Genomic DNA, 19,095 nt, shown 5'->3' on the forward strand with positions numbered 1-19,095 from the left:
CCGACCAGGGCACGCCGGACCTGCCGTAGTCCGTGGCGCGGTGCAACTAAGCTGCACTGCGTGACGACAACGGTGCTCCTGGAATCCGGCGTGGTGAGCCGGTGCAGGCGCCGAGTGCACCTCGAGCACGACCCGGACTTGCGCGAGGCCCGACGCGGCGCCCCCGACCCCACCGCCGAGCTGCGCAAGGCCGACGCGGCCGCGCACCGGCGGGCCATCGCCGACCGGCTGGCCGCCCACTTCGGCGCCGACTGGTTCGAGGTCCCGCCGGGCCGCGGCGCCGAGCGGGAGGCGGCCACCACCGCCGCGCTCACCGAGGGCAGGCGGCTGATCTGGGGCGCGCAGCTCCCGCGCGACCCCGACGGCGGCCGCCGCGGCTCGATCGACCTGCTGGTGCGGACCGCGGGCGGGTACGTCCCGGTGCTCGTCGTCCGGCACAAGGTGCACGACCCGGGGGTGGGCGCGCGCACGTCCCCGCTGTTCGGGGTCGTCGACGTCGGCGGCGGCACCGACGCCAAGCGCAAGGTCCGCCCGCAGCCGCGCGACCAGCTCCGGCTCGCGCACGCCCGGCTGCTGCTCGGCGCCGCCGGGTACGCCGACGAGCGCACCGGGCACGCCGGGGTCGTCGGCATGGACGGCGACACCGTGCTCTGGCACGACCTGCACGCCCCGACCTGGCCGGGCGGGCGGACCGCGCTGGCCGAGTACGAGTCCCGCTTCGCCGACCGGCTGGCGGTGGCGACCGCCGCGGCCACCGGCGGCGAGCCGCTGGCCCAGCCGTCGCGGATCGTCGAGTGCCGGAGCTGCCCGTGGTGGGCGGTGTGCGACCGGCAGTTGGTGCAGGCCAGGGACGTGAGCCTGGTGGTGCGCGGCGAGGACGCCGGGCTGCTGCGCACGGCCGGGGTGCGGACGGTGGACGAGCTGGCCGTGCTCGACCCGGAGGACCGGGAGGCCCCGCCGCTGGTGGGGATGCCGATGGCCGACGCGGTCGGGTTGGCGAAGGCGTGGCTGGCCGACCTGACCCTGGTGCGGCGGCACCGCGAGGTGGCCGTGCCGCGCGCCGACGTCGAGGTCGACGTGGACATGGAGAGCTTCGGCGACGCGGGCGCCTACATGTGGGGCACCCTGCTCAGCGGCGCCGACGTCGGCCAGGCCCCCGGCTACCGCGCCTTCGTGAGCTGGGACCCGCTGCCCACCGACGACGAGGCCCGCTCGTTCGCCGAGTTCTGGCAGTGGCTCGACGGCGTGCGCGCCGCCGCCGCCGAGCGCGGCCTCACCTTCCGCGCCTACTGCTACAACGAGCTGGCCGAGAACCGCTGGCTGCTGGCCTCGGCGAAGCGGTTCGCGGGCAGGCCGGGCATCCCCACCCGGCGCCGGGTGCTCGACTTCATCGAGTCCGACCAGTGGTTCGACCTGTTCGGCAGCGTCCGCGACAGCTTCCTGTGCTCGCACGGCAAGGGCCTCAAGACGATCGCCCCGGTGGCGGGCTTCTCCTGGCGCGACCCGGAGGCGGGCGGGGAGAACTCCATGCGCTGGTACCGCGACGCGGTCGGCATGGACGGCACCGAACCCGACCTGCCCCAGCGCACCCGGCTGCTGGAGTACAACGAGGACGACGTGCGGGCAACGGCGGTGCTGCGCTCCTGGATGTCCTCGCCCGCCGTGGGCGAGATCCCGTACGTGGGCGATATCTGAGCGATTTCGCGGGTCGTGCGCTCGCATGCGCATGTGACCTCGAATACGGTTGGGGCAGCAACCGGCTCAGCGAGGAGTGTGCGCATGGCACAGCAGGTCAGGGGCGTGGTGGCGCGTTCGAAGGGCGCGCCGGTCACGGTCGAGACGATCACCGTGCCGGACCCGGGTCCGGGCGAGGCGGTGGTCGCGGTCCAGTCCTGCGGGGTGTGCCACACGGACCTGCACTACCGCGAGGGCGGCATCAACGACGAGTTCCCGTTCCTGCTCGGCCACGAGGCCGCCGGGGTCGTGGAGTCGGTCGGCGAGGGCGTGACCGACCTGGCCCCGGGCGACTTCGTCATCCTGAACTGGCGGGCGGTCTGCGGAAAGTGCCGCGCCTGCCTCAAGGGCAAGCCCTGGTACTGCTTCGACACGCACAACGCCAAGCAGCCGATGACGCTGGAGGACGGCACCCCGCTCACCCCCGCGCTGGGCATCGGCGCGTTCATCGAGAAAACACTTGTCCACAGTGGACAGTGCACGAAGGTCGACCCGGAGGCCTCACCCGCCGCCGTCGGCCTGCTCGGGTGCGGTGTCATGGCGGGCATCGGCGCCGCGATCAACACCGGCGGGGTCGGCCGGGGCGACACGGTCGCGGTCATCGGCTGCGGCGGCGTGGGCGACGCGGCCATCGCGGGCGCCAAGCTCGCGGGCGCCACGAAGATCATCGCCGTGGACGTCGACGACCGGAAGCTGGAGTGGGCCAAGGGGATCGGCGCCACGCACACCGTCAACGCCGGGTCCGGCGACCCGGTCGAGGCCATCCAGGGCCTGACGGAGGGCTTCGGCACCGACGTGGTCATCGACGCGGTCGGCCGCCCGGAGACCTGGAAGCAGGCGTTCTACGCCCGCGACCTCGCGGGCACCGTCGTCCTGGTCGGCGTCCCCACCCCGGACATGAAGATCGAGATGCCGCTGATCGACTTCTTCTCCCGGGGCGGCGCCCTCAAGTCGAGCTGGTACGGCGACTGCCTGCCCTCCCGCGACTTCCCGTACCTGGTCGACCTCTACCGCCAGGGCCGCCTCGACCTCGACGCGTTCGTGTCCGAGACGATCACCCTGGACCAGGTCGAACAGGCCTTCGACAAGATGCACCACGGCGACGTGCTGCGCTCGGTGGTGCTCCTCTGATGACCGGCACCCCCCGCATCGACCGCGTCGTCACCTCCGGCACATTCAGCCTCGACGGCGGCACCTGGGACGTGGACAACAACGTCTGGATCATCGGCGACGACGACGACGTGGTGGTGGTCGACGCCGCCCACGACGCCGAGGCGATCCAGGAGGCGGTGGCGGGCAGGCGGGTCACCGCCATCATCTGCACCCACGCCCACGACGACCACATCAACGCCGCCGCCGCCCTCGCCTCGGCCACCACGGCCCCGGTCAAGCTCCACCCCGCCGACGACGAACTCTGGCAGCGCGTCTACCCCGGCACCACCTACCAACCCCTCACCGACGGCGAAGAGATCGACGTCGCCGGGCTCACCCTCAAGGTCCTGCACACCCCCGGCCACGCCCCCGGCGCGGTCTGCCTGCACATCCCGGAACTGTCCGCCCTGTTCAGCGGCGACACCCTGTTCCAGGGCGGCCCCGGCGCCACCGGCCGCTCGTTCAGCAGCTTCCCGACGATCATCGACTCGATCACCGACCACCTGCTGACCCTGCCCCCGGACACGGTCGTCCACCCCGGCCACGGCGACACCACCACCATCGGCGCGGAAGCCCCCCACCGCCAGGAGTGGATCGACCGGGGCCACTGACCCACCGCCCGCCCCGGTCGGGTGCCCACGTGGGCACCCGACCGGGGGCCGGAACCAACGGCCAAGCCCTGACCACACGTCCCACCAGCGCAGCGGCGACCACCCCGCCACCGCCGGCCGGGCGGCCCGCCACGCCGAACACCACCGGCACAGCCGCCGACCACCCGCCAACTGCCGGCCGGACGGCCCGCCACGCCGAATCCCATGGGCGCGGCGGCGACCACCCCGCCAACCACCGGCCAGGCGGCCCGCCACCAGCAGCCCCACAGGGCGCAGCGAAAGCCGGCCACCCAACGAACCGCCGGCCCGGCTACGGCTCTGCCCGGGTGGGTGGATGTGCTTGGGTGGGGAAGGCGATCATGTGCAAGCCTGCCCGGGCTGTGAGGCACTCTTTCCGCCTCACTCGGTCGCACTGGGCACATGATCGCCGTAGGGGCCCCGCCCAAGCAGATCCACCCACCCGGGCCCGCCCCGAAAAATCCCGGGCTCTAAACACAGCCACAAGGCAACGGAAGAACCCTACCGAGGCGCCATCCGCAGCGACCCGTCGAACCGGATCACCTCACCGTTCAGGTAATCCTGGTCGATCAACGACAACGCCAGCGCCGCGTACTCCTCCGGCTTGCCGAGCCGCTTCGGGAACGGAATCCCCTCCGCCAGCGCCGCCCGGAACTCCTCGCTCACCGTCGCCAGCATCGGCGTGTCGATGATGCCGGGAGCGATGGTCAACACCCGGATGCCGTGGCTGGCCAGGTCCCGAGCCGCAGGCAGCGTCAGCCCCACGATCCCACCCTTGGAAGACGAGTAAGCAGCCTGCCCGATCTGCCCGTCGTACGCCGCGACGCTGGCCGTATTGATCACCACGCCCCGAGCCCCGTCCTCCAGCGCCTCCGTCTTGGCGATCGTCTCAGCAGCGATGGTCAGCACGTTGAACGACCCGATCAGATTGATCTCGACCACCTTGCGGAACAGCCCCAGGTCGTGCGGCCCCTTCCGGGAGAGGATGCGCGCCGACGGACCGATTCCCGCGCAGTTCACCACCACGCGCAGCGGCGCCGACCCAGCAGCGGCCTCGTCGACCGCCGCCTGGATCTGCTCCGGCTCGGTGACGTCGGCGGGCAGGTAGGTGACGCCCTCCAGCTTGGGGGCCGTCTCGATGGCGCTGGGCAGGTCGAGGGCGAAGACGGACGCGCCCTTGTCCGCCAGGGCGGCCGTGGTGGCGCCACCGAGGCCGGAAGCGCCACCGGTGACGATGGCGGCTACGCCGTTGACCTGCATGGGGTGATCCTCTCTCGCGGGGTGCGTGCGGGGAGAGGTTAACGGTCGTTCATCTCCGGGTTGCCGGTGATGTGGTGGACACCGCTCGGTCGGGGGAGCCCTACCGCCGTCCCGGTGGGCAGATTTCGTCGATCGCGGCCAGGTCCTCCGCGGTGGGGTGCCAGGCGGCTGCTGCCGCGTTCTCCTCGACCTGCTCGGCGGTGGTGGCCCCGGCGATGACCGAGCCGACGACCGGTCGCGCGGTCAGCCAGCCGATGGACAGGGTGGCCATGGAGATGCCCCGTTCCTCGGCGAAGGCGCGCAGCTTCTCGATCCGGGCCCACGGGGCGTCGGCGAGCAGGCGGGGGCGGCCGGCCAGGCGGCTGCCCTCGGGGGGTGCCCCGCCCTGGGAGTACTTGCCGGTGAGCAGGCCGTTGGCCAGCGGGAAGTACGGCAGGACGCTGACGTCGAAGCGGTTGCCTGCCGGGAGGATTTCCCGCTCGACCTCGCGTTCGAGCAGTGAGTAGTGGTACTGGGCGGCCACCGGTTGGCCGATCCGCTCGGTGCGGGCGGTCCACACCGCGTCGGCCAGTTGCCAGCCGGGGAGGTTGCAGACGCCGGTGTAGCGGACCATGCCCGCGCGGACCAGCTCGTCGAGGGCGGCGAGGGTTTCCGCGAGCGGGGTGCCGGGGTCGGGGCGGTGCAGTTGGTAGAGGTCGATCCAGTCGGTGCCCAGGCGGCGCAGGGACTGCTCGGCGGCCTTGCGGACGTAGCGCCGCGACCCCCTGGCGCCGAAGTCGGGGCCGTTGGCGCCGTGCATGTCGACGCCGAACTTGGTGGCGATGACCGCCTGGTCGCGGCGGCCCGCGAGGGCGTGGCCCAGCAGTTCCTCGCTGCGACCGCGCGGTGCGCCGTAGACGTCGGCCACGTCGAACAGGGTGATCCCGGCCCCCAGGGCGGCGGTGACCAGCTCGCGGGAACCGCCCAGGGACTCGGCGGCGGTGCCCGGCCTGCCCAGGTTGTTGCAACCCAGGCCGACGGCACTCACCACGAGTCCCGAATCGCCCAGGTGACGCAACTCCACAGAACAGACAGTAAGCGGCGGTCAACCTGTGATCCAGATGTTCCGGTCGATCCCGGTCCACAGCCTGTGTGCGCGACGGCCGTGCGCCATGCTGTGCCCATGAGCACCGAACCCGAGGGCGATCCCGCGCCCGCGGCCCCTGGCTGGACCGCCGCCGACCTGCCCGACCTGGGCGGGCGCACGTTCATCGTGACCGGCGCGAACAGCGGCCTGGGCTTCGAGACCAGCCGGGAGCTGGCCAGGCACGGGGCGCACGTGATCCTCACCGCACGTGACACCGCCAAGGGCGACGCCGCGGTCGAGGCGATCAAGGCCGAGCAGCCGGGGGCCAGCGTCGAGGCCCGGTACATGGACCTGGCCGACCTGGAGACCGTCGCCGACTTCGCCGAGTCGGTGGAGCGGGTCGACGTCCTGGTCAACAACGCCGGTGTGATGATGCCGCCGCACGAGCTGACCAAGCAGGGCTTCGAGCTGCAGTTCGGGGTGAACCACCTGGGGCCGTTCGTGCTGACCGCGATGCTGTTGGACACGCTCAAGGTGGGGGTCGACCCGCGGATCGTCACGGTCAGCTCGTTCCTGCACAAGCGCGGGCGCATCTACTTCCACGACCTCGACGGCACCCAGAACTACGACCGGACCAAGTTCTACGCGCAGTCGAAGCTGGCGAACGTCGTGTTCGGCCTGGAGCTGCACCGGCGGCTGCGGATGAACGGGTTCCAGGTCGACAGCGTCCTGGCCCACCCCGGCTACGCGGCCACGAACCTGCAGACCAACGGACCGACCGGCGTCGCCAAGCTGGCTCTGCGGGTGTCCAACCGGTTCTTGGCCCAGGACGCCGCCATGGGCGCGCTGCCGCAGCTCTACGCCGCCGCGCACCCGGGGGTGGAGAGCGGGCAGATGATCGGCCCGGACGGGCGCAAGGAGCAGAAGGGCTACCCCAAGGTGGTCTTCCCGCTGGAGGCCGCCCGCGACCGGGAGCTGGCCAAGCGGCTCTGGGACGTGAGCGAGGAGCTGACCGGGATGGACTTCGGGCTCGCCGCGCGCTGAGACGGGCGCGCAGAACGCGGTTCGGCGATCTGCGAAGGTGGATGAAATCCCAGCTCAGCGGCCTCGGGTCTGGCCCTGCGAACCTACCTCTGAGTAGCATCGGTCACATGGAAGCAACGGAGCAGCAGGCGGCGCGGCGGGTCACCATCACCGACTTCCTGCGCGCTCTGCCGCCGATGGCCTTCGACGCGCCCAAGATGGCCGCGGGCGCGGTGGGCCTGCTGACCATGCGCCCGGTCACCCGGGAGTCGATCGGCCACATCTTCCAGCGCATCGCGGGCAAGCACCCGAACCGGCCGTTCATCCGGTTCGAGGACACCGAAATCAGCTACGGCGAGGCCAACAAGATCGTCAACCGGTACGCCTCGGTGCTGGAGGCCAACGGGGTGCACCCGGGCCGCACGGTGGGCATCCTGGCGGGCAACCGGCCGGAGACGCTGCTGGCGGCGCTGGCCGCGGTCAAGCTCGGCGCCGCCGCCGGGATGATCAACACCAACCAGCGCGGCGACGTGCTCGACCACAGCGTGCGGCTGCTCGACAGCGCCGTGCTGGTGGTCGGCGAGGAGTACCGGCACGCCCTCGACGGCGTCGAGACGCGCAACGTGATCGACCTGGACTCGCTGGCCGACGGGGCCACCACCGACCGCAACCCGTTCGCCACCGAGCGGATCATGGCCGGGAGCACCGCGTTCTACATCTTCACCTCCGGTACCACCGGCCTGCCGAAGGCCAGCGCGATGTCGCACTTCCGCTGGCTCAAGTCGATGACCGGCCTCGGGTCGATGGGCGTGCGCCTGACCCCGAAGGACACGCTGTACTGCTGCCTGCCGCTCTACCACAACAACGCGCTGACGGTGTCGCTGTCGTCGGTGCTCGCCGCCGGGGCCACGCTCGCGCTGGGCAAGTCGTTCTCCGCCTCGCGGTTCTGGGACGACGTGGTGCGAACCAAGTCGACCGCGTTCTGCTACATCGGCGAGCTGTGCCGCTACCTGCTCAACCAGCCCGTGCGCGACGCCGAGAAGCAGCACAAGGTGCGGGTCGTGGTGGGCAACGGGCTGCGCCCGGAGATCTGGGACGAGTTCGCCGAGCGGTTCCGCATCCGGCGCATCGCCGAGTTCTACGGCGCCTCCGAGTGCAACCTGGCCTTCATCAACGCGCTGAACATCGACCGCACGGCGGGCATGTGCCCGCTGCCGTTCGCCATCGTCGAGTACGACGCCGACACCGGCCGCGCCGCCCGCGACTCCTCCGGCAGGCTGACCAAGGTCAAGTCCGGCGGGGTCGGGCTGCTGCTGACCAAGGTCACCAGCCGCGCCCCGTTCGACGGCTACACCGACCCGGAGGCCACCGAGAAGAAGCTCGTCCGCGACGGGTTCAAGGACGGCGACTGCTGGTTCGACACCGGTGACCTGGTGCGCAACCAGGGGTTCAAGCACGTGGCGTTCGTCGACCGGCTCGGCGACACCTTCCGCTGGAAGGGCGAGAACGTCGCCACCACCGAGGTCGAGGGCGCCGTGGGCGAGCACCCCGACGTCGAGCAGGCCGTCGTCTACGGGGTCGCCGTGCCCGGCACCGACGGCAAGGCCGGGATGGCGGCGGTCAAGCTGCGCGACGGCGCCAAGTTCGACGGCGCCGCCATGGCCGCGCACCTCACCGACCGGCTGCCCAGCTACGCCGTGCCGCTGTTCATCCGGGTGATCAGCGAGGTCGAGCAGACCTCCACGTTCAAGTCCCGCAAGGTCGACCTGCGCGACGAGGGCTACTCGGACAAGGTCAGCGACCCGATGTACGTGCTGCAAGAGGGCAAGTACGTCTACGCCTACTCCGGTTACGCCGACGACGTCGCGGCGGGCAAGATCAAGGTGTGAGCGGGCACTTCGCTCTGGAGCAGGCGCTGAGGTCGGCTCGGTTCCGCGCGCCCGTCATCCGTTGTCGCCGCGCTCGCTGAGCGCCCGGCGGGTGTCCTCGCGGCCGAGGGACACCGCCTCGACGTCGCGGAGGAACGCGGTGTGCGGGGCGGTGGCGTCGGGCCGTTCGAGGATGACGGCGGTGGTGTGGTGCTCGATGTGCACCACGGGTGGGAAGTGGGCGATCCGCAGCGTCCGGAACTCCGGGTGCGGGGCGACCGTGTGCGGCAGCAGCCGGGTTGTGGACAGGTGCGCCTCGCGCAGGTGGCGGACCTGTTCGCGCATCACCGCCTCGGGCACCGTGGGGTGGCGCAGCGCCCGGGGGTGGATGAGGAACCGGTTGATCACCTCCGTCGGCGCGGTGTCCCGGGTGGCCGGTGCGGGGGTGTCGGGGTGCGCGCCGGTGGCCGTGAGGACGGCGCGGGAGTAGGCGGTGGTGCGCAGGGGCCGGGGGATGAGGTCGGGGGCGAACCAGGTGGCGCTGTGGGCGGCGGCCTCGATCTGGGCGAGGTGCTGCTCCCCGTCGGCGGGGGTGGTGATCCAGTCGGTGCGACCGCTCTCGCGGACGAGCCGGTAGAGGACTGGGCGGTGGGGTGCGGGGATGTCGAGCACCGCGCACAACCCGCCGATCTCCAGCGGGGTGGGGGTGCGGCGGCCGGTCATGACCCGGTTGAGCATCGCGGGGGACATCGACATGGCCGAGGCCAGCTCCCGGGTGGTGAACCCGTGGGCCCGGCGGGCGTCGTCGAGCGCGCGGGCGAGCAGCAGGCCGCGCAGGGTGGCGGCGCGGACACCCCCGTCGCTGCCCGGGCGGTGCAGTGGGGTGATCGTTGCGGACACGGGGGTTCCTTCTGGGGATTCGGGTCGGGGGTGGTGGGCCGGTGCCGTGGTCACCGCGTCCGCCTGCCCGCCAGCCGGGCGCGGACGACCGGGACCGCCGAGCGGGCGAACCCGGCCAGGCTGTCGGTGTCGGCCCAGTCGAGCCACTTCGGCTTGGGCAGCGCGACCGCGATCGGCTGCGACTGGTCGAGCACGGGGCCGGGCCAGGTGCGGTCGCGCAGGACCAGGTGGCGCCGCTGCTCGACGTACACGCCGATGAACACGGCCACGTGCGTGTCGCCCTTGGCCAACCGGAACGTGAACCCGCCCTCGAACACCCGCGCGTGCGCCGTGGCGCCCACGTGCTTGGTCTGGGTCAGCTTCATCCGCGCGGGCGGGCGGACTCCTGCCGTGCCCGGTTCGGGTGGTGGTGGTTGTTCGGGGGCTGCGGACATGGCACGGTTCCGATCTGTTGCCTGGTCGGGTTTTCGCCCGTTCCGCCGTGGAGTTGCCGCCGGTGGGATGGCTGCGTAGTTTGTCGGGCGTTGGTTTGCCAAGCTTGTGTTTGGCAGGAAATTTCTGCAACTGACTTGCGTCAGCGCAAAGGGTGAATCTGTCCGCAAACCGGTAGCGCTATGCTGTTACCGGCCGACAACTACGGAGATTGACAGTGGCGCGAACCCCGAAGGCCCGTGCCTTGGGTGCGGCTCTCCGACAGGCCCGCCAGGACAAGGGCCTGCTGCTGCGCGAGTTGGCCTCGGCGATCAAGCGCGATATCGGTGTGCTGTCGCGGTGGGAGACGGGTGAGCGCATCCCGAAGCCGGAGCAGGTGGCCCAGATCCTGACCAGGCTCGACGTGGGCGGCGACCGCTACGACGAGATCATGACCCTGGTCTACGGCACGGACGAGTCGCAGTGGGTGGCGATGACCCTGCCCGAGCGGCGGCAGCAGATGGCCGCTTACGTGCACTGGGAGCAGAACGCCAGCCGGATCGTCGCGGTGGCGCCGCTGCTGGTGCCCGGCCTGCTCCAGACCAGCGAGTACATCCAGGCGATCATGACGGCGGCCGGTGTGCCGACGGGGGAAATCGCCTCCCGCGTCACCTCGCGCCTCGGCCGCCGAGAGGCGATCACCAGGAACACCAACCCAGCGGAACTCGTGGTGCTGCTCGGCCAAGGCGCGCTGAATCAGGACATCGGCGGTGTGCGGACGACGATCGGCCAACTCGATCATCTGCTCGACATGGCCACTCGTTCCAATGTTGAGCTGCGCATCGTCCTCGACCGCAGCGGGTGGCACCCCGGGCTCGATGGCGCCTTCGAACTCATCGAGTCGAGCGCGGCGATGCCGATGAGGAACAAGGGTGGCAGGCATGGTGCGGTCGAACTGGACTCCATCGTCTTCGTCGGCGCACGACGATCGGTGCTCATCCTGCATGAAGAGGAGGACATCAACGCTTACAAGCGCGCCGTTGACAGTATCCACCGGGTGTCCCAATCGCCGGATGCCTCCACCAATATCATTTCCGAAGTGCGCAACCGATTGGAGAAGCAAGGTGTCCGGTAACCAGATGTGGCGAAAGTCCAGCCGCAGCGAAAACAACGCCAACTGTGTCGAGGTTCGATACGCGTTGGACGGTGTGCGCGACTCCAAGAACAGCGGTGGGCCGAGTCTGCGCGTCGACGTGCGGTCGCTGGTCTGGAGCGTGCGATCGGGCCGGTTCGAGCGCTGACCCCGTGAGCGGATACGCGGCCCTGCTGCGCGGGGTCAACGTGAGTGGCCACCGCAAGATCGCCATGGCCGACCTGCGCGAGCTGCTGACCGGCCTCGGCTTCGCCGACGTCCGCACGCTCTTGCAAAGCGGCAACGCCACCTTCTCCGCCGACGGCACGGACGCCGCCGCGCTGGAGGGGCTGCTGGAGGCCACGCTCCTGGAGCGGCTGGACCTGACCACCCGGGTCCTGGTGCGCACCGGGGACGACCTGCGGTCGGTCATGGCGGTGCACCCGTTCGCGGCGAAGGCCGACAACGGGTCCAAGATGGTCGCCCTGTTCCTGTCCGAGGACCCGGCACCCGAGGTCGCCGCCGAGCACGACCCCCGGGTGCTGGACCCGGAGAACATCGCCGTCGGCGACCGCGTGGTCTACCAGTGGTGCCCGGACGGCATCTCCAACGCCCCGGTCCTCGGCCCCTGGCTGGAACGGCGGTGGAAGGTCGCCGTCACCGGCCGCAACTGGAACACCGTGGGCAAGCTGGCCGCCCTCCTCTGAACCTCAGCGGCCGACCGCGTACCCCTGCATCCCGCGCGGGTTGGCCGCCGCGCGCAGGCGGCCCTCGCGGTTGGCCACCGCTGACAACCGGCCCAGCGCCCACGGCCCCATGTCGACCAGCTCGTGCCCGCGCCGCGCCAACTGGTCCAGTGTGGACTGTCCAAGGCGGGACTCCACCTGGGCCTCGTTCGGCGTGAAGTTCCTGGGGTAGAAGGAACTCGGGAACGCGGTGGAGTGCCAGGCGGGGGCGTCGATCGCGGCTTGGAGGTCGAGGCCGCCGACGGTGTGCGCGAGCCAGAAGCACAGTTGCCACTGGTCCTGGCTGTCGCCGCCGGGGGTGCCGAAGGCGATCGTCTCCTCGCCGTTCAGGGCCAGGGAGGGCGACAGCGTGGTGCGCGGGCGCCTGCCCGGCACCAGGGAGGCGGGCAAACCCGGTTCCAGCCAGAACATCTGCGCGCGGCTGCCCAGGCAGAAGCCCAGACCGGGGATGGTGGGGGAGGACTGGAGCCAACCGCCGGAGGGGGTGGCGGAGATGGTGTTGCCCCAGCGGTCGGTGACGTCGATGTGCACGGTGTCGCCCCGGGTGGTGCCGGTGCTGCTCACCGCGGGGTCGGTGGGCCTGCCGGTGGCGACGGTGGGTTCGCCCGTGGTGCCGGGCAGGCGCGGTTCGGTGGCGTCACCGGTGGTGCTGGCCTGCGGGGTGCTGAGGTAGCGGGGGAGGACGGGCGTGCGGCCGTCGGGGGAACCGGGGCGCAGGTCGGGGGAGGCGGTGTCGGTGATGAGGGTGCGGCGCTCGGCTGCGTAGGCGGAGGAGAGCAGCGTCGCGGTGGGCACCTCGGCGGAGTCGCCGTACCAGGCCTCCCGGTCGGCGAAGGCGAGCTTGGACGCTTCCAAGGCGAGGTGGACGGTGTCGGCGGTGGGGACGCCGTCGACGTAGGAGAGGTCCGCGCCGTCCAGGAGTCGCAACTGCTGGAGGAGCGAGGGACCCTGCGACCAGGGGCCGCACTTGGCGACGGTCCAGCCGCCGACGTCGGCGGTGACGGCGTCCTCGAACGACGCCGACCAGCCCGCCAGGTCCGCGCCGGTCAGGACACCCGCGTGCACCTCGCCGGAGTCGTCCAGGTGCGGCCTGCGGGCGAACTCGTCGACCGCCTCGGCGACGAAACCCTGCGACCAGGCGCGGCGGGCGGCGTCGATCTCCGCCTCCCGGGTGGGGCCGGTGGCCTCGGCCAGCAGGCGCTCCCAGGTGTCGGCCAAGGCCGGGTTGCTGAACCAGTCGCCGGTGGCGCCCAACCACTGCTCGCCCGAGGTGGGCCAATGGGTGGTGAACAGGTCGCGGACGGCGTCGATCACGGCGGGGACCCGGGTGGGCAGCGGGAAACCGGAGCGGGCGTAGCCGATGGCGTACTTGAGCACGTCCGCCAGGCGCTTGGTGCCGTGGTCGCGGAGCAGCAGCAACCACCCGTCCCAGGCGCCGGGGATGGTGGCGGCGAGCAGGCCGCTGCCGGGGACCAGGTCCAAGCCGAGGCCGGTGTAGTGCTCGGCGGTGGCCCCCGCCGGGGCCACGCCCTGCCCGCACAGGACGCGCGGGGTGCGGTCGGCGGCGGTGACGAACACCGCCGGGACCTCCCCGCCGGGGCCGTTGAGGTGCGGTTCGACCACCTGGAGCACAAAACCGGCGGCCACGGCGGCGTCGAAGGCGTTGCCGTCGTCCTCCAGCACCGCCATGCCCGCCGAGGAGGCGAGCCAGTGCGTGGAGGCGACCATGCCGTGGGTGCCCGTCAGTTCGGGTCGCGTGGTGAACACCCGGCCAAATTACCCCCAACCGGGACCGGCTACCGAGCGTCATTCGAACACTTGTGCACAATGTGGGCAACTCCTGTGGACAACTCGATCCCCGGCCGGTCGCCGCAGGTCGTTCGATACAGTCGCGGCCGTGCCAGCACCTTCGACGCCGGGAATCGGCGCGGTCGCCATCTGGAGCACCACCGACCTGCCCGGCTGGGGTGACCAGGTGCTCGGCCGGGTCGTCGAGCAGGCGCTCACCAGCAGGCTGCCCGGGTGGCGGGCCACCCAGTTCGCCCCCCTCGGCTGGTCGCGCCCCACCCGCGCCGACGGCGGGATCGCCGCCGAACCGCTGGGCACGCCCACCCCCACCCGCATCGCCGACATCACCGCCTCCGCCGACGCCTCCGTGCTGGCCCCCGCCGCCCCGATGGGCACCGACCCGTACGACGGCGAGGCGCCGGGCGTGCGGTTCTTCGACACCCCCGGCGTCGGCCACCCCATCGCCTACAGCGGCGTCCGGTTCACCCGCTGCGACGGACCCGTCACCGCCGAGGTTATCGCCGTGCGCGACCAGTCCTCCCGCGAGCTGCTGCGGGCCAAGGGCGTTGACGCCGAGGTCGTGCCGCACCCGGCCATCGCCGTCGCCGCGCTGGTCGACCCCGGCACCTTCGCCGAACGGCTGGTGCAGCTACGCACCCTCGGCCTGCTCCCCGAGGGCGACTACACCCTCGCCACCAGCCCCGGCCTGGCCGCCGACGCGGTCGAGGTGCCGGGGGACTGGGTGCTGGAGGACCGGCTGGCCGCCCTGGTCGGCGCCAGCCTGGTGCTGACCGCCGACGAACACGCGGCAGCCGTCGCGGCGGGCATCGGCGCCAACTGGCTGCTGGTCACCGATCCCGGCAGCCCGGACGCCGCCGTGGCCGCCGAATTCGCCCCACCCGCCCGCATCGCCACCACCGGGCAGCGCACCGTCCCCGAGGACACCCCCACCTGCGACCCGGCCGCCCACGACCGCCTTGCCGCCCACTTCGACCACCTCGCCGCCGCCGTCGAAGCCGCCCGCGCGAACCGCGACGGCGAACTGCACCGCAGGCTGTCCGCGCTGGCCGGGGAGAACGCCGCCGTGCGAACCGCGCACTGGCGGCTGCGGCAGCGGATGCTCGTCGAACGCCGCCGCGTCACCGAGCCCTACGCCACCGCCGTCCGGGACCTCGCCGACAGCCGCGCCACCGTCGCCGAGCGAGACGCGACGATCGCCGCCCAGCAAGCGCACATCGCCGAACTGGAGCGGACCAACGCCGACCTGGTTGCCCGGCTCGCCGCCGCCGAACGCGAACTGACCGCCTGGCAGGACACCAAACTGGTCCGCTGGAGCGAACCGCTGCGCCGCGCCTACGGGAAGGCGCGCGGGTGAACACCCCCCGGATCACCTTCGTCCTGGTCACCTACGGCGGCCGGGACCTGGTGCGCACCTGCCTGCAAGCCCTGGCGGAACACACCCCGCAGCCCTACCGGGTGGTCATCACCGACAGCGCCTCCCCCGACGGCACCGGCGAGTGGCTGACGGCGAACCTGACCGAGGAAACGGTCCTGCGCCTACCGGAAAACCTCGGCTTCGGCGTCGGCGGCAACCTCGGCGTCCGCCACGCCGACACCGAGTTCGTCTGCTTCCTCAACGCCGACATCGAGGTCACCGAAGGCTGGCTGGCCCCACTCCTGGACTTCCTCGACCGCACCCCCGAAGCAGCAGCGGTGTCCCCCCTGCTGCTCAACGCCGACGGCACCGTGCAGGAAGCGGGCAGCCTCATCGGCGGCGACGGCTGGTGCCGGGCCTACGACGAACCACGCGAAACACTGTTCGCCCGCGAGGTCGACTACGCGTCAGCGGCCTGCCTGGTGGTGCGCCGCAGCGCGTTCCACCAGGTCGCGGGCTTCAGCAGCGAGTACGAAATCGCCTACTTCGAAGACGTGGACCTGGCACTGCTGCTGCGCCAAGCGGGCCACCAGACGTGGGTCCTGCCCTCGGTCGCGGTCCACCACGCCCGCCACGGCAGCTCCTCGTCGGCCCGCGCCGAAGAGCTGATGCGCCTCAACCACCGGCACTTCCTCGACCGCTGGGGAACCGAACTGGCCGACCGCCCACCGGTCGTCGGCCTGGACGCCCACCCGCACCGCCGCTGGTCCCTGCGCGACACCAGCGCCCCCTACCGGGTCCTCCTGATCGACGACCGGGTGCCGCAGGCCGACCGAGGCCGAGGAGACCCCCGCACCATGGCGGTCGTCGACGCCTGGCGCGCGGGCGACCCGAGGGCCAGGGTCACCTTCTTCGCCGCCTCCCCGGAACGGGCAGAGGAGTACGCCCCCGCCCTGCAGGCCAGGGGCATCGAGGTCGTCTGGGGAGTGACCGACGCCGCCGCCTGGTCCCGAGAACACGCGGGCCTGTTCGACGTTGTGTGCGTGTTCCGCCCACACAACTTCACCGCCCTGGGCAAACCGATCGCCGAGTACCAACCACAGGCAGTGCTGGTGTACGACTCGGAAGCCCTGTTCCACCGCCGCCCCGCCCAACACTTCGAAACCGCCCTCGACGCGGCAGAGCGCCGCCGGTTCGCCATCGAGGGCGTGCGACTGCGCAAGGAAGAGGTCGAGGCCTTCACCTGGGCCGACGTCGCCGTCTGCGTCAGCGAGGAAGAGGCCCAGTGGGCCCGCCGAATCGCCCCGGAAACGCTGGTCCACGTCGCCTGCTACCCGGCCAAGGTCCCCGAATCCGTCCCCGGCCTGGAGGGCCGCCACGGCATCGTGTTCTTCGGCGGCTTCGACGGCCAACCCCGCACCCCCAACGAGTTCGCCGTCCTAGAACTCGCCGACGAGGTCCTGCCCCCGTTGCGCGAACGCCACCCGGACCTGCGCCTGAGAGTCGTCGGCGCCGACCCGTCCCCCGCGGTCCTGGCCCTGGAAGGCCCGGCGATCACCGTCGTAGGCAAGGTCCCCGACCCGGCCCCCGTCCTCAGCACGGCCCTCCTGCACGTGGTCCCCATGCGCTACGGCGCAGGCGTGAAGATCAAGTTCGTCGACTCCATGGCCGCAGGCCTCCCCTTCGTCACCACCCCAGTCGGCGGCGAGGGCCTGCACCTCGGCTGGACAGCCCGCCACCTGATCGGCAGCTCCCCCGCCGAACTCGTCGACCTCTGCGACCGCCTGCTCACCGACAAACCACTGTGGACAGATGTGCAGCAGGCCATGCTCGACATCTGCCGCGAACACTTCTCCACCACCCACTTCGCCAACCAAATGCGCGCAGTCCTGGTCGACTGCGCCATCGCCCCCACCGCCTGACCCCCACCACCGGGCGCAACCGCGTCCGGCCCCGTCTTCCGCGTCGCCCCATCGAGGGTGGAGAACAAGCACGGCGACCGATACCCGGTGGCGGCGTTGCCCTACTGCGACGACCTCCTACCACGGGTGCGCCGGGGCACCGGCAACGTCGCCATCGTGGGGCGCGTGGAGATCGACGGCCGCGACTTCGGCACGCTCAGTGCCCACCGGTCGGACGGGTGGGCGCAGGACGCGGCACAGCGAGCCGTGGGAAACCCGTTCGAGCGGGAGTACGAAGGAAAGGCGCCGCTGTGATCGAACCCGTGCTCCACACCGAGTACCTCGACCGCGAAACGATGCCGCCCGGGGTCGACCTGGTCGCGGAGGTGCGCGCGCTCAACGACGCCGGGGTGGAGATCCCGTGGTGCTGGAAGCTCTCACGAGAACCGGTGGAAGCGGACAACCAGGACCACGTGACGCTCACCTTCGGGGTCAACAACGACGTCGGTGTGGTGAAGTGGACCCGGGGCGCGACCAGCCACGTCCCCACGACCGGGACGAACACCGAGTGGCTGACCTACTACCTGGCCGGATTCCACGACTTCGCGATACCCCCGCACGCCGAGGTCCCCGTGGAGACGGTTTACGCCGCCGTGACGGAGTTCCTGGCCACCTGGCAACCTCCGACGTGCATGCAGTGGCAGGAAGCCGCATCGGTGCTGTCCCCGATTCGCCTGATGCGGACAGCCTCAAGCGCGTAGCTCCCGCTCGGTGGACTCCACGTACCGCAGACCCCAGTGCGCCACCGGTTGCCCCTGCGCCCCCCCTTCGACGGACAGCCCGTCGCGGTCGAGCACAAACAGCAGATCCGCCCGCCGGTCGTGAAGTTCGGCATACCGCTCGATCACCAGGCGATCCGTTCACGGGATACCTCCGTTCGAGTTCGGTGCCTTGTATCGAATGGAGCACCCCCGAGCGTGCTCCAGCAGAAGAATCGCCGTGCCTTCCCAGACGCGTAGTCACCAACGACGCGCATCCGGGTGGTTCACTCGGGTGGCCCACATCTGTTGATGACAGACTCGGTGCCGAAGGTGCAGGCTGTATCCATGAACGAGATGCGGGCAGTTCTCCGCTGTACCTGATCAGCGATTTACAGAACCGTAGTCCACGGTGATGCGAGTCGCAGGACCGAAATTGGGTATTGTCGACCGCCAACCCTGTTGTCTAGAGATGATCAAGCGGCACGTAAGGTTGCGAACGCGTCACCGGAATGCGGTTATCACCCCTGTTTTCAGTCGGGTTACCCATCAATCATCCGACCGCGCCCTATCGCCCCGGAGGGCGAAGAAAGCACCTGGCCTCGCATGGAAAGTTCACCAATCATCGCTGGTCCGATGGCTTGGAGGGGCCGCTCCAAATGGATATCAGCCGCATTCTTATAATTATTCCTTGGGTTCCGGTAAGCGGAATCTTGGCAGTTCTTGCAATCGTGTGGATGGTTCGCACGGCGCGACACGACATGACTGTCCGTTGGCGTTGGTTCGGACTGCACGTAACCCGCGATCGGACCAATAGGGTCTCGAACGAAATGCAGACCGATCGCGCAATCCGAACTACTATCACTTCGCCTTCTCAGTCTGAACCAGCGGGCAAACCGCCTACTCGGACGCGGCGGCGGCGCTCCAAGCGGACCGGGTGACGGTGCGCGTCTCGACCCGATACTCGGGGAACGCGGCACGGTCGCGCGCGACCTCGTCGCGGTACCGGCGGCGGTCCTGACGGATCACGGCGTCCGCGTGGTCCCCAGTGTGGTCACCACGATCTGCTCGACCTGATCATCGGAGATCGTGCGCGGCCGACCCGGACGGGGCTCGCACGCCAGGTGCCCACCGTGTGACGACTGAGGTCCAACCGTTGCGCCACAACGGTGTTCGACTCAGCGGACTCGGCACAGGCCAGCACGATCCGCGCTCGAAGCGCCAGCGCGGTCGTCCGCCGACGCGTCCACCCTTCCAGGACCCGGCGCTCGTCCTCGGGCAATACCAGCGGCACCAATTTCGGATTCGGCACCAACACAACCTGCAGTTGGCACCGAATTAACGACTCCGGA

The 19,095-nt window shown here is 70.9% G+C and carries 19 protein-coding genes; 12 read left to right on the top strand and 7 right to left on the bottom strand.

Annotated features, from left to right (window positions below; translation table 11 throughout):
* Nucleotides 1-60 precede the first annotated feature (60 nt).
* The 3 genes from DFQ13_RS18595 (at nucleotide 61) to DFQ13_RS18605 (ending at nucleotide 3,497) form a co-directional block, all read left to right on the top strand.
* Nucleotides 61-1,695 carry a TM0106 family RecB-like putative nuclease gene (locus DFQ13_RS18595; protein WP_110080707.1) on the top strand — a complete coding sequence of 545 codons (1,635 nt, stop codon included), beginning with the start codon at nucleotides 61-63 and terminating at the stop codon, nucleotides 1,693-1,695.
* A gap of 84 nt (nucleotides 1,696-1,779) precedes the next feature.
* Nucleotides 1,780-2,865 carry an S-(hydroxymethyl)mycothiol dehydrogenase gene (locus DFQ13_RS18600; protein WP_035290175.1) on the top strand — a complete coding sequence of 362 codons (1,086 nt, stop codon included), beginning with the start codon at nucleotides 1,780-1,782 and terminating at the stop codon, nucleotides 2,863-2,865.
* Nucleotides 2,865-3,497 carry an MBL fold metallo-hydrolase gene (locus DFQ13_RS18605; RefSeq protein WP_035290178.1) on the top strand — a complete coding sequence of 211 codons (633 nt, stop codon included), beginning with the start codon at nucleotides 2,865-2,867 and terminating at the stop codon, nucleotides 3,495-3,497. Before DFQ13_RS18600 ends, DFQ13_RS18605 begins: the two co-directional genes overlap by 1 nt.
* A 519-nt stretch (nucleotides 3,498-4,016) precedes the next feature.
* On the opposite strand, the gene DFQ13_RS18610 is transcribed toward DFQ13_RS18605, so the two are convergent.
* Together DFQ13_RS18610 and DFQ13_RS18615 are read right to left on the bottom strand one after the other, a co-directional pair.
* Nucleotides 4,017-4,775, bottom strand: a complete 759-nt coding sequence (locus DFQ13_RS18610) for an SDR family NAD(P)-dependent oxidoreductase (RefSeq protein WP_110080708.1) — start codon at nucleotides 4,773-4,775, stop codon at nucleotides 4,017-4,019.
* A 100-nt stretch (nucleotides 4,776-4,875) separates the two neighbouring features.
* On the bottom strand, nucleotides 4,876-5,802 hold the full coding sequence (locus tag DFQ13_RS18615; RefSeq protein WP_325050938.1) for an aldo/keto reductase: 927 nt from the start codon (nucleotides 5,800-5,802) through the stop codon (nucleotides 4,876-4,878).
* Between the two features lie 135 nt (nucleotides 5,803-5,937).
* Between DFQ13_RS18615 and DFQ13_RS18620 the strand changes: the two genes are divergently transcribed.
* Nucleotides 5,938-6,885: an oxidoreductase gene (locus DFQ13_RS18620; RefSeq protein WP_052021637.1), complete on the top strand. Its 948-nt coding sequence runs from the start codon at nucleotides 5,938-5,940 to the stop codon at nucleotides 6,883-6,885.
* Nucleotides 6,886-6,992: 107 nt separating this feature from the next.
* Nucleotides 6,993-8,753 (top strand): long-chain-acyl-CoA synthetase, encoded by a 1,761-nt coding sequence (locus DFQ13_RS18625; protein ID WP_110080710.1) that lies wholly within the window; start codon nucleotides 6,993-6,995, stop codon nucleotides 8,751-8,753.
* 54 nt (nucleotides 8,754-8,807) lie between these two features.
* On the opposite strand, the gene DFQ13_RS33930 is transcribed toward DFQ13_RS18625, so the two are convergent.
* Nucleotides 8,808-9,632: a helix-turn-helix domain-containing protein gene (locus DFQ13_RS33930; RefSeq protein WP_181400040.1), complete on the bottom strand. Its 825-nt coding sequence runs from the start codon at nucleotides 9,630-9,632 to the stop codon at nucleotides 8,808-8,810.
* Nucleotides 9,633-9,682: 50 nt separating this feature from the next.
* Entirely contained in the window at nucleotides 9,683-10,066 is a 384-nt protein-coding gene (locus tag DFQ13_RS33935) for a hypothetical protein (RefSeq protein WP_161784500.1), read from the bottom strand.
* 215 nt (nucleotides 10,067-10,281) lie between these two features.
* On the opposite strand from DFQ13_RS33935, the gene DFQ13_RS18635 reads away from it, so the two are divergent.
* The 3 genes from DFQ13_RS18635 to DFQ13_RS18645 are packed head-to-tail and all read left to right on the top strand — an operon-like array spanning nucleotide 10,282 to nucleotide 11,882.
* The gene (locus tag DFQ13_RS18635) at nucleotides 10,282-11,178 is read left to right on the top strand and encodes a helix-turn-helix domain-containing protein (protein WP_233438477.1); all 897 of its coding nucleotides are present in this window, start codon (nucleotides 10,282-10,284) and stop codon (nucleotides 11,176-11,178) included.
* A gap of 4 nt (nucleotides 11,179-11,182) precedes the next feature.
* Complete coding sequence (locus DFQ13_RS18640; protein ID WP_110080712.1) at nucleotides 11,183-11,344, top strand: DUF397 domain-containing protein; 162 nt, start codon at nucleotides 11,183-11,185, stop codon at nucleotides 11,342-11,344.
* 4 nt (nucleotides 11,345-11,348) lie between these two features.
* Complete coding sequence (locus tag DFQ13_RS18645) at nucleotides 11,349-11,882, top strand: DUF1697 domain-containing protein (RefSeq protein ID WP_110080713.1); 534 nt, start codon at nucleotides 11,349-11,351, stop codon at nucleotides 11,880-11,882.
* A 3-nt stretch (nucleotides 11,883-11,885) separates the two neighbouring features.
* Here the strand turns inward: DFQ13_RS18645 and DFQ13_RS18650 are convergent, their stop codons facing one another.
* On the bottom strand, nucleotides 11,886-13,688 hold the full coding sequence (locus DFQ13_RS18650) for a gamma-glutamyltransferase family protein (protein ID WP_110080714.1): 1,803 nt from the start codon (nucleotides 13,686-13,688) through the stop codon (nucleotides 11,886-11,888).
* Nucleotides 13,689-13,818: 130 nt separating this feature from the next.
* On the opposite strand from DFQ13_RS18650, the gene DFQ13_RS35635 reads away from it, so the two are divergent.
* From DFQ13_RS35635 to DFQ13_RS18670, 4 genes are read left to right on the top strand one after another with little or no spacing between them, the layout of a single operon-like run.
* On the top strand, nucleotides 13,819-15,084 hold the full coding sequence (locus tag DFQ13_RS35635) for a hypothetical protein (RefSeq protein WP_110080715.1): 1,266 nt from the start codon (nucleotides 13,819-13,821) through the stop codon (nucleotides 15,082-15,084).
* Entirely contained in the window at nucleotides 15,081-17,006 is a 1,926-nt protein-coding gene (locus DFQ13_RS18660) for a glycosyltransferase (protein WP_110080716.1), read from the top strand. The genes DFQ13_RS35635 and DFQ13_RS18660 overlap by 4 nt, the downstream gene beginning before the upstream one ends.
* A gap of 57 nt (nucleotides 17,007-17,063) precedes the next feature.
* Nucleotides 17,064-17,300, top strand: coding sequence for a hypothetical protein (locus DFQ13_RS18665; RefSeq protein WP_146241271.1), 237 nt, complete (start codon nucleotides 17,064-17,066; stop codon nucleotides 17,298-17,300).
* Nucleotides 17,297-17,746, top strand: a complete 450-nt coding sequence (locus DFQ13_RS18670) for an Imm1 family immunity protein (RefSeq protein ID WP_035286207.1) — start codon at nucleotides 17,297-17,299, stop codon at nucleotides 17,744-17,746. The genes DFQ13_RS18665 and DFQ13_RS18670 overlap by 4 nt, the downstream gene beginning before the upstream one ends.
* Here DFQ13_RS18670 and DFQ13_RS33940 read toward each other — a convergent pair.
* Both DFQ13_RS33940 and DFQ13_RS35640 read right to left on the bottom strand, forming a co-directional pair.
* Complete coding sequence (locus tag DFQ13_RS33940; protein ID WP_161784501.1) at nucleotides 17,735-17,893, bottom strand: hypothetical protein; 159 nt, start codon at nucleotides 17,891-17,893, stop codon at nucleotides 17,735-17,737. The genes DFQ13_RS18670 and DFQ13_RS33940 overlap by 12 nt on opposite strands.
* Before the next feature lie 750 nt (nucleotides 17,894-18,643).
* Complete coding sequence (locus DFQ13_RS35640; protein WP_267897663.1) at nucleotides 18,644-18,772, bottom strand: hypothetical protein; 129 nt, start codon at nucleotides 18,770-18,772, stop codon at nucleotides 18,644-18,646.
* Between the last annotated feature and the right edge of the window lie 323 nt (nucleotides 18,773-19,095).

The organism is Actinokineospora spheciospongiae, from assembly GCF_003182415.1.
Classification (GTDB): Bacteria; Actinomycetota; Actinomycetes; order Mycobacteriales; family Pseudonocardiaceae; genus Actinokineospora; species Actinokineospora spheciospongiae.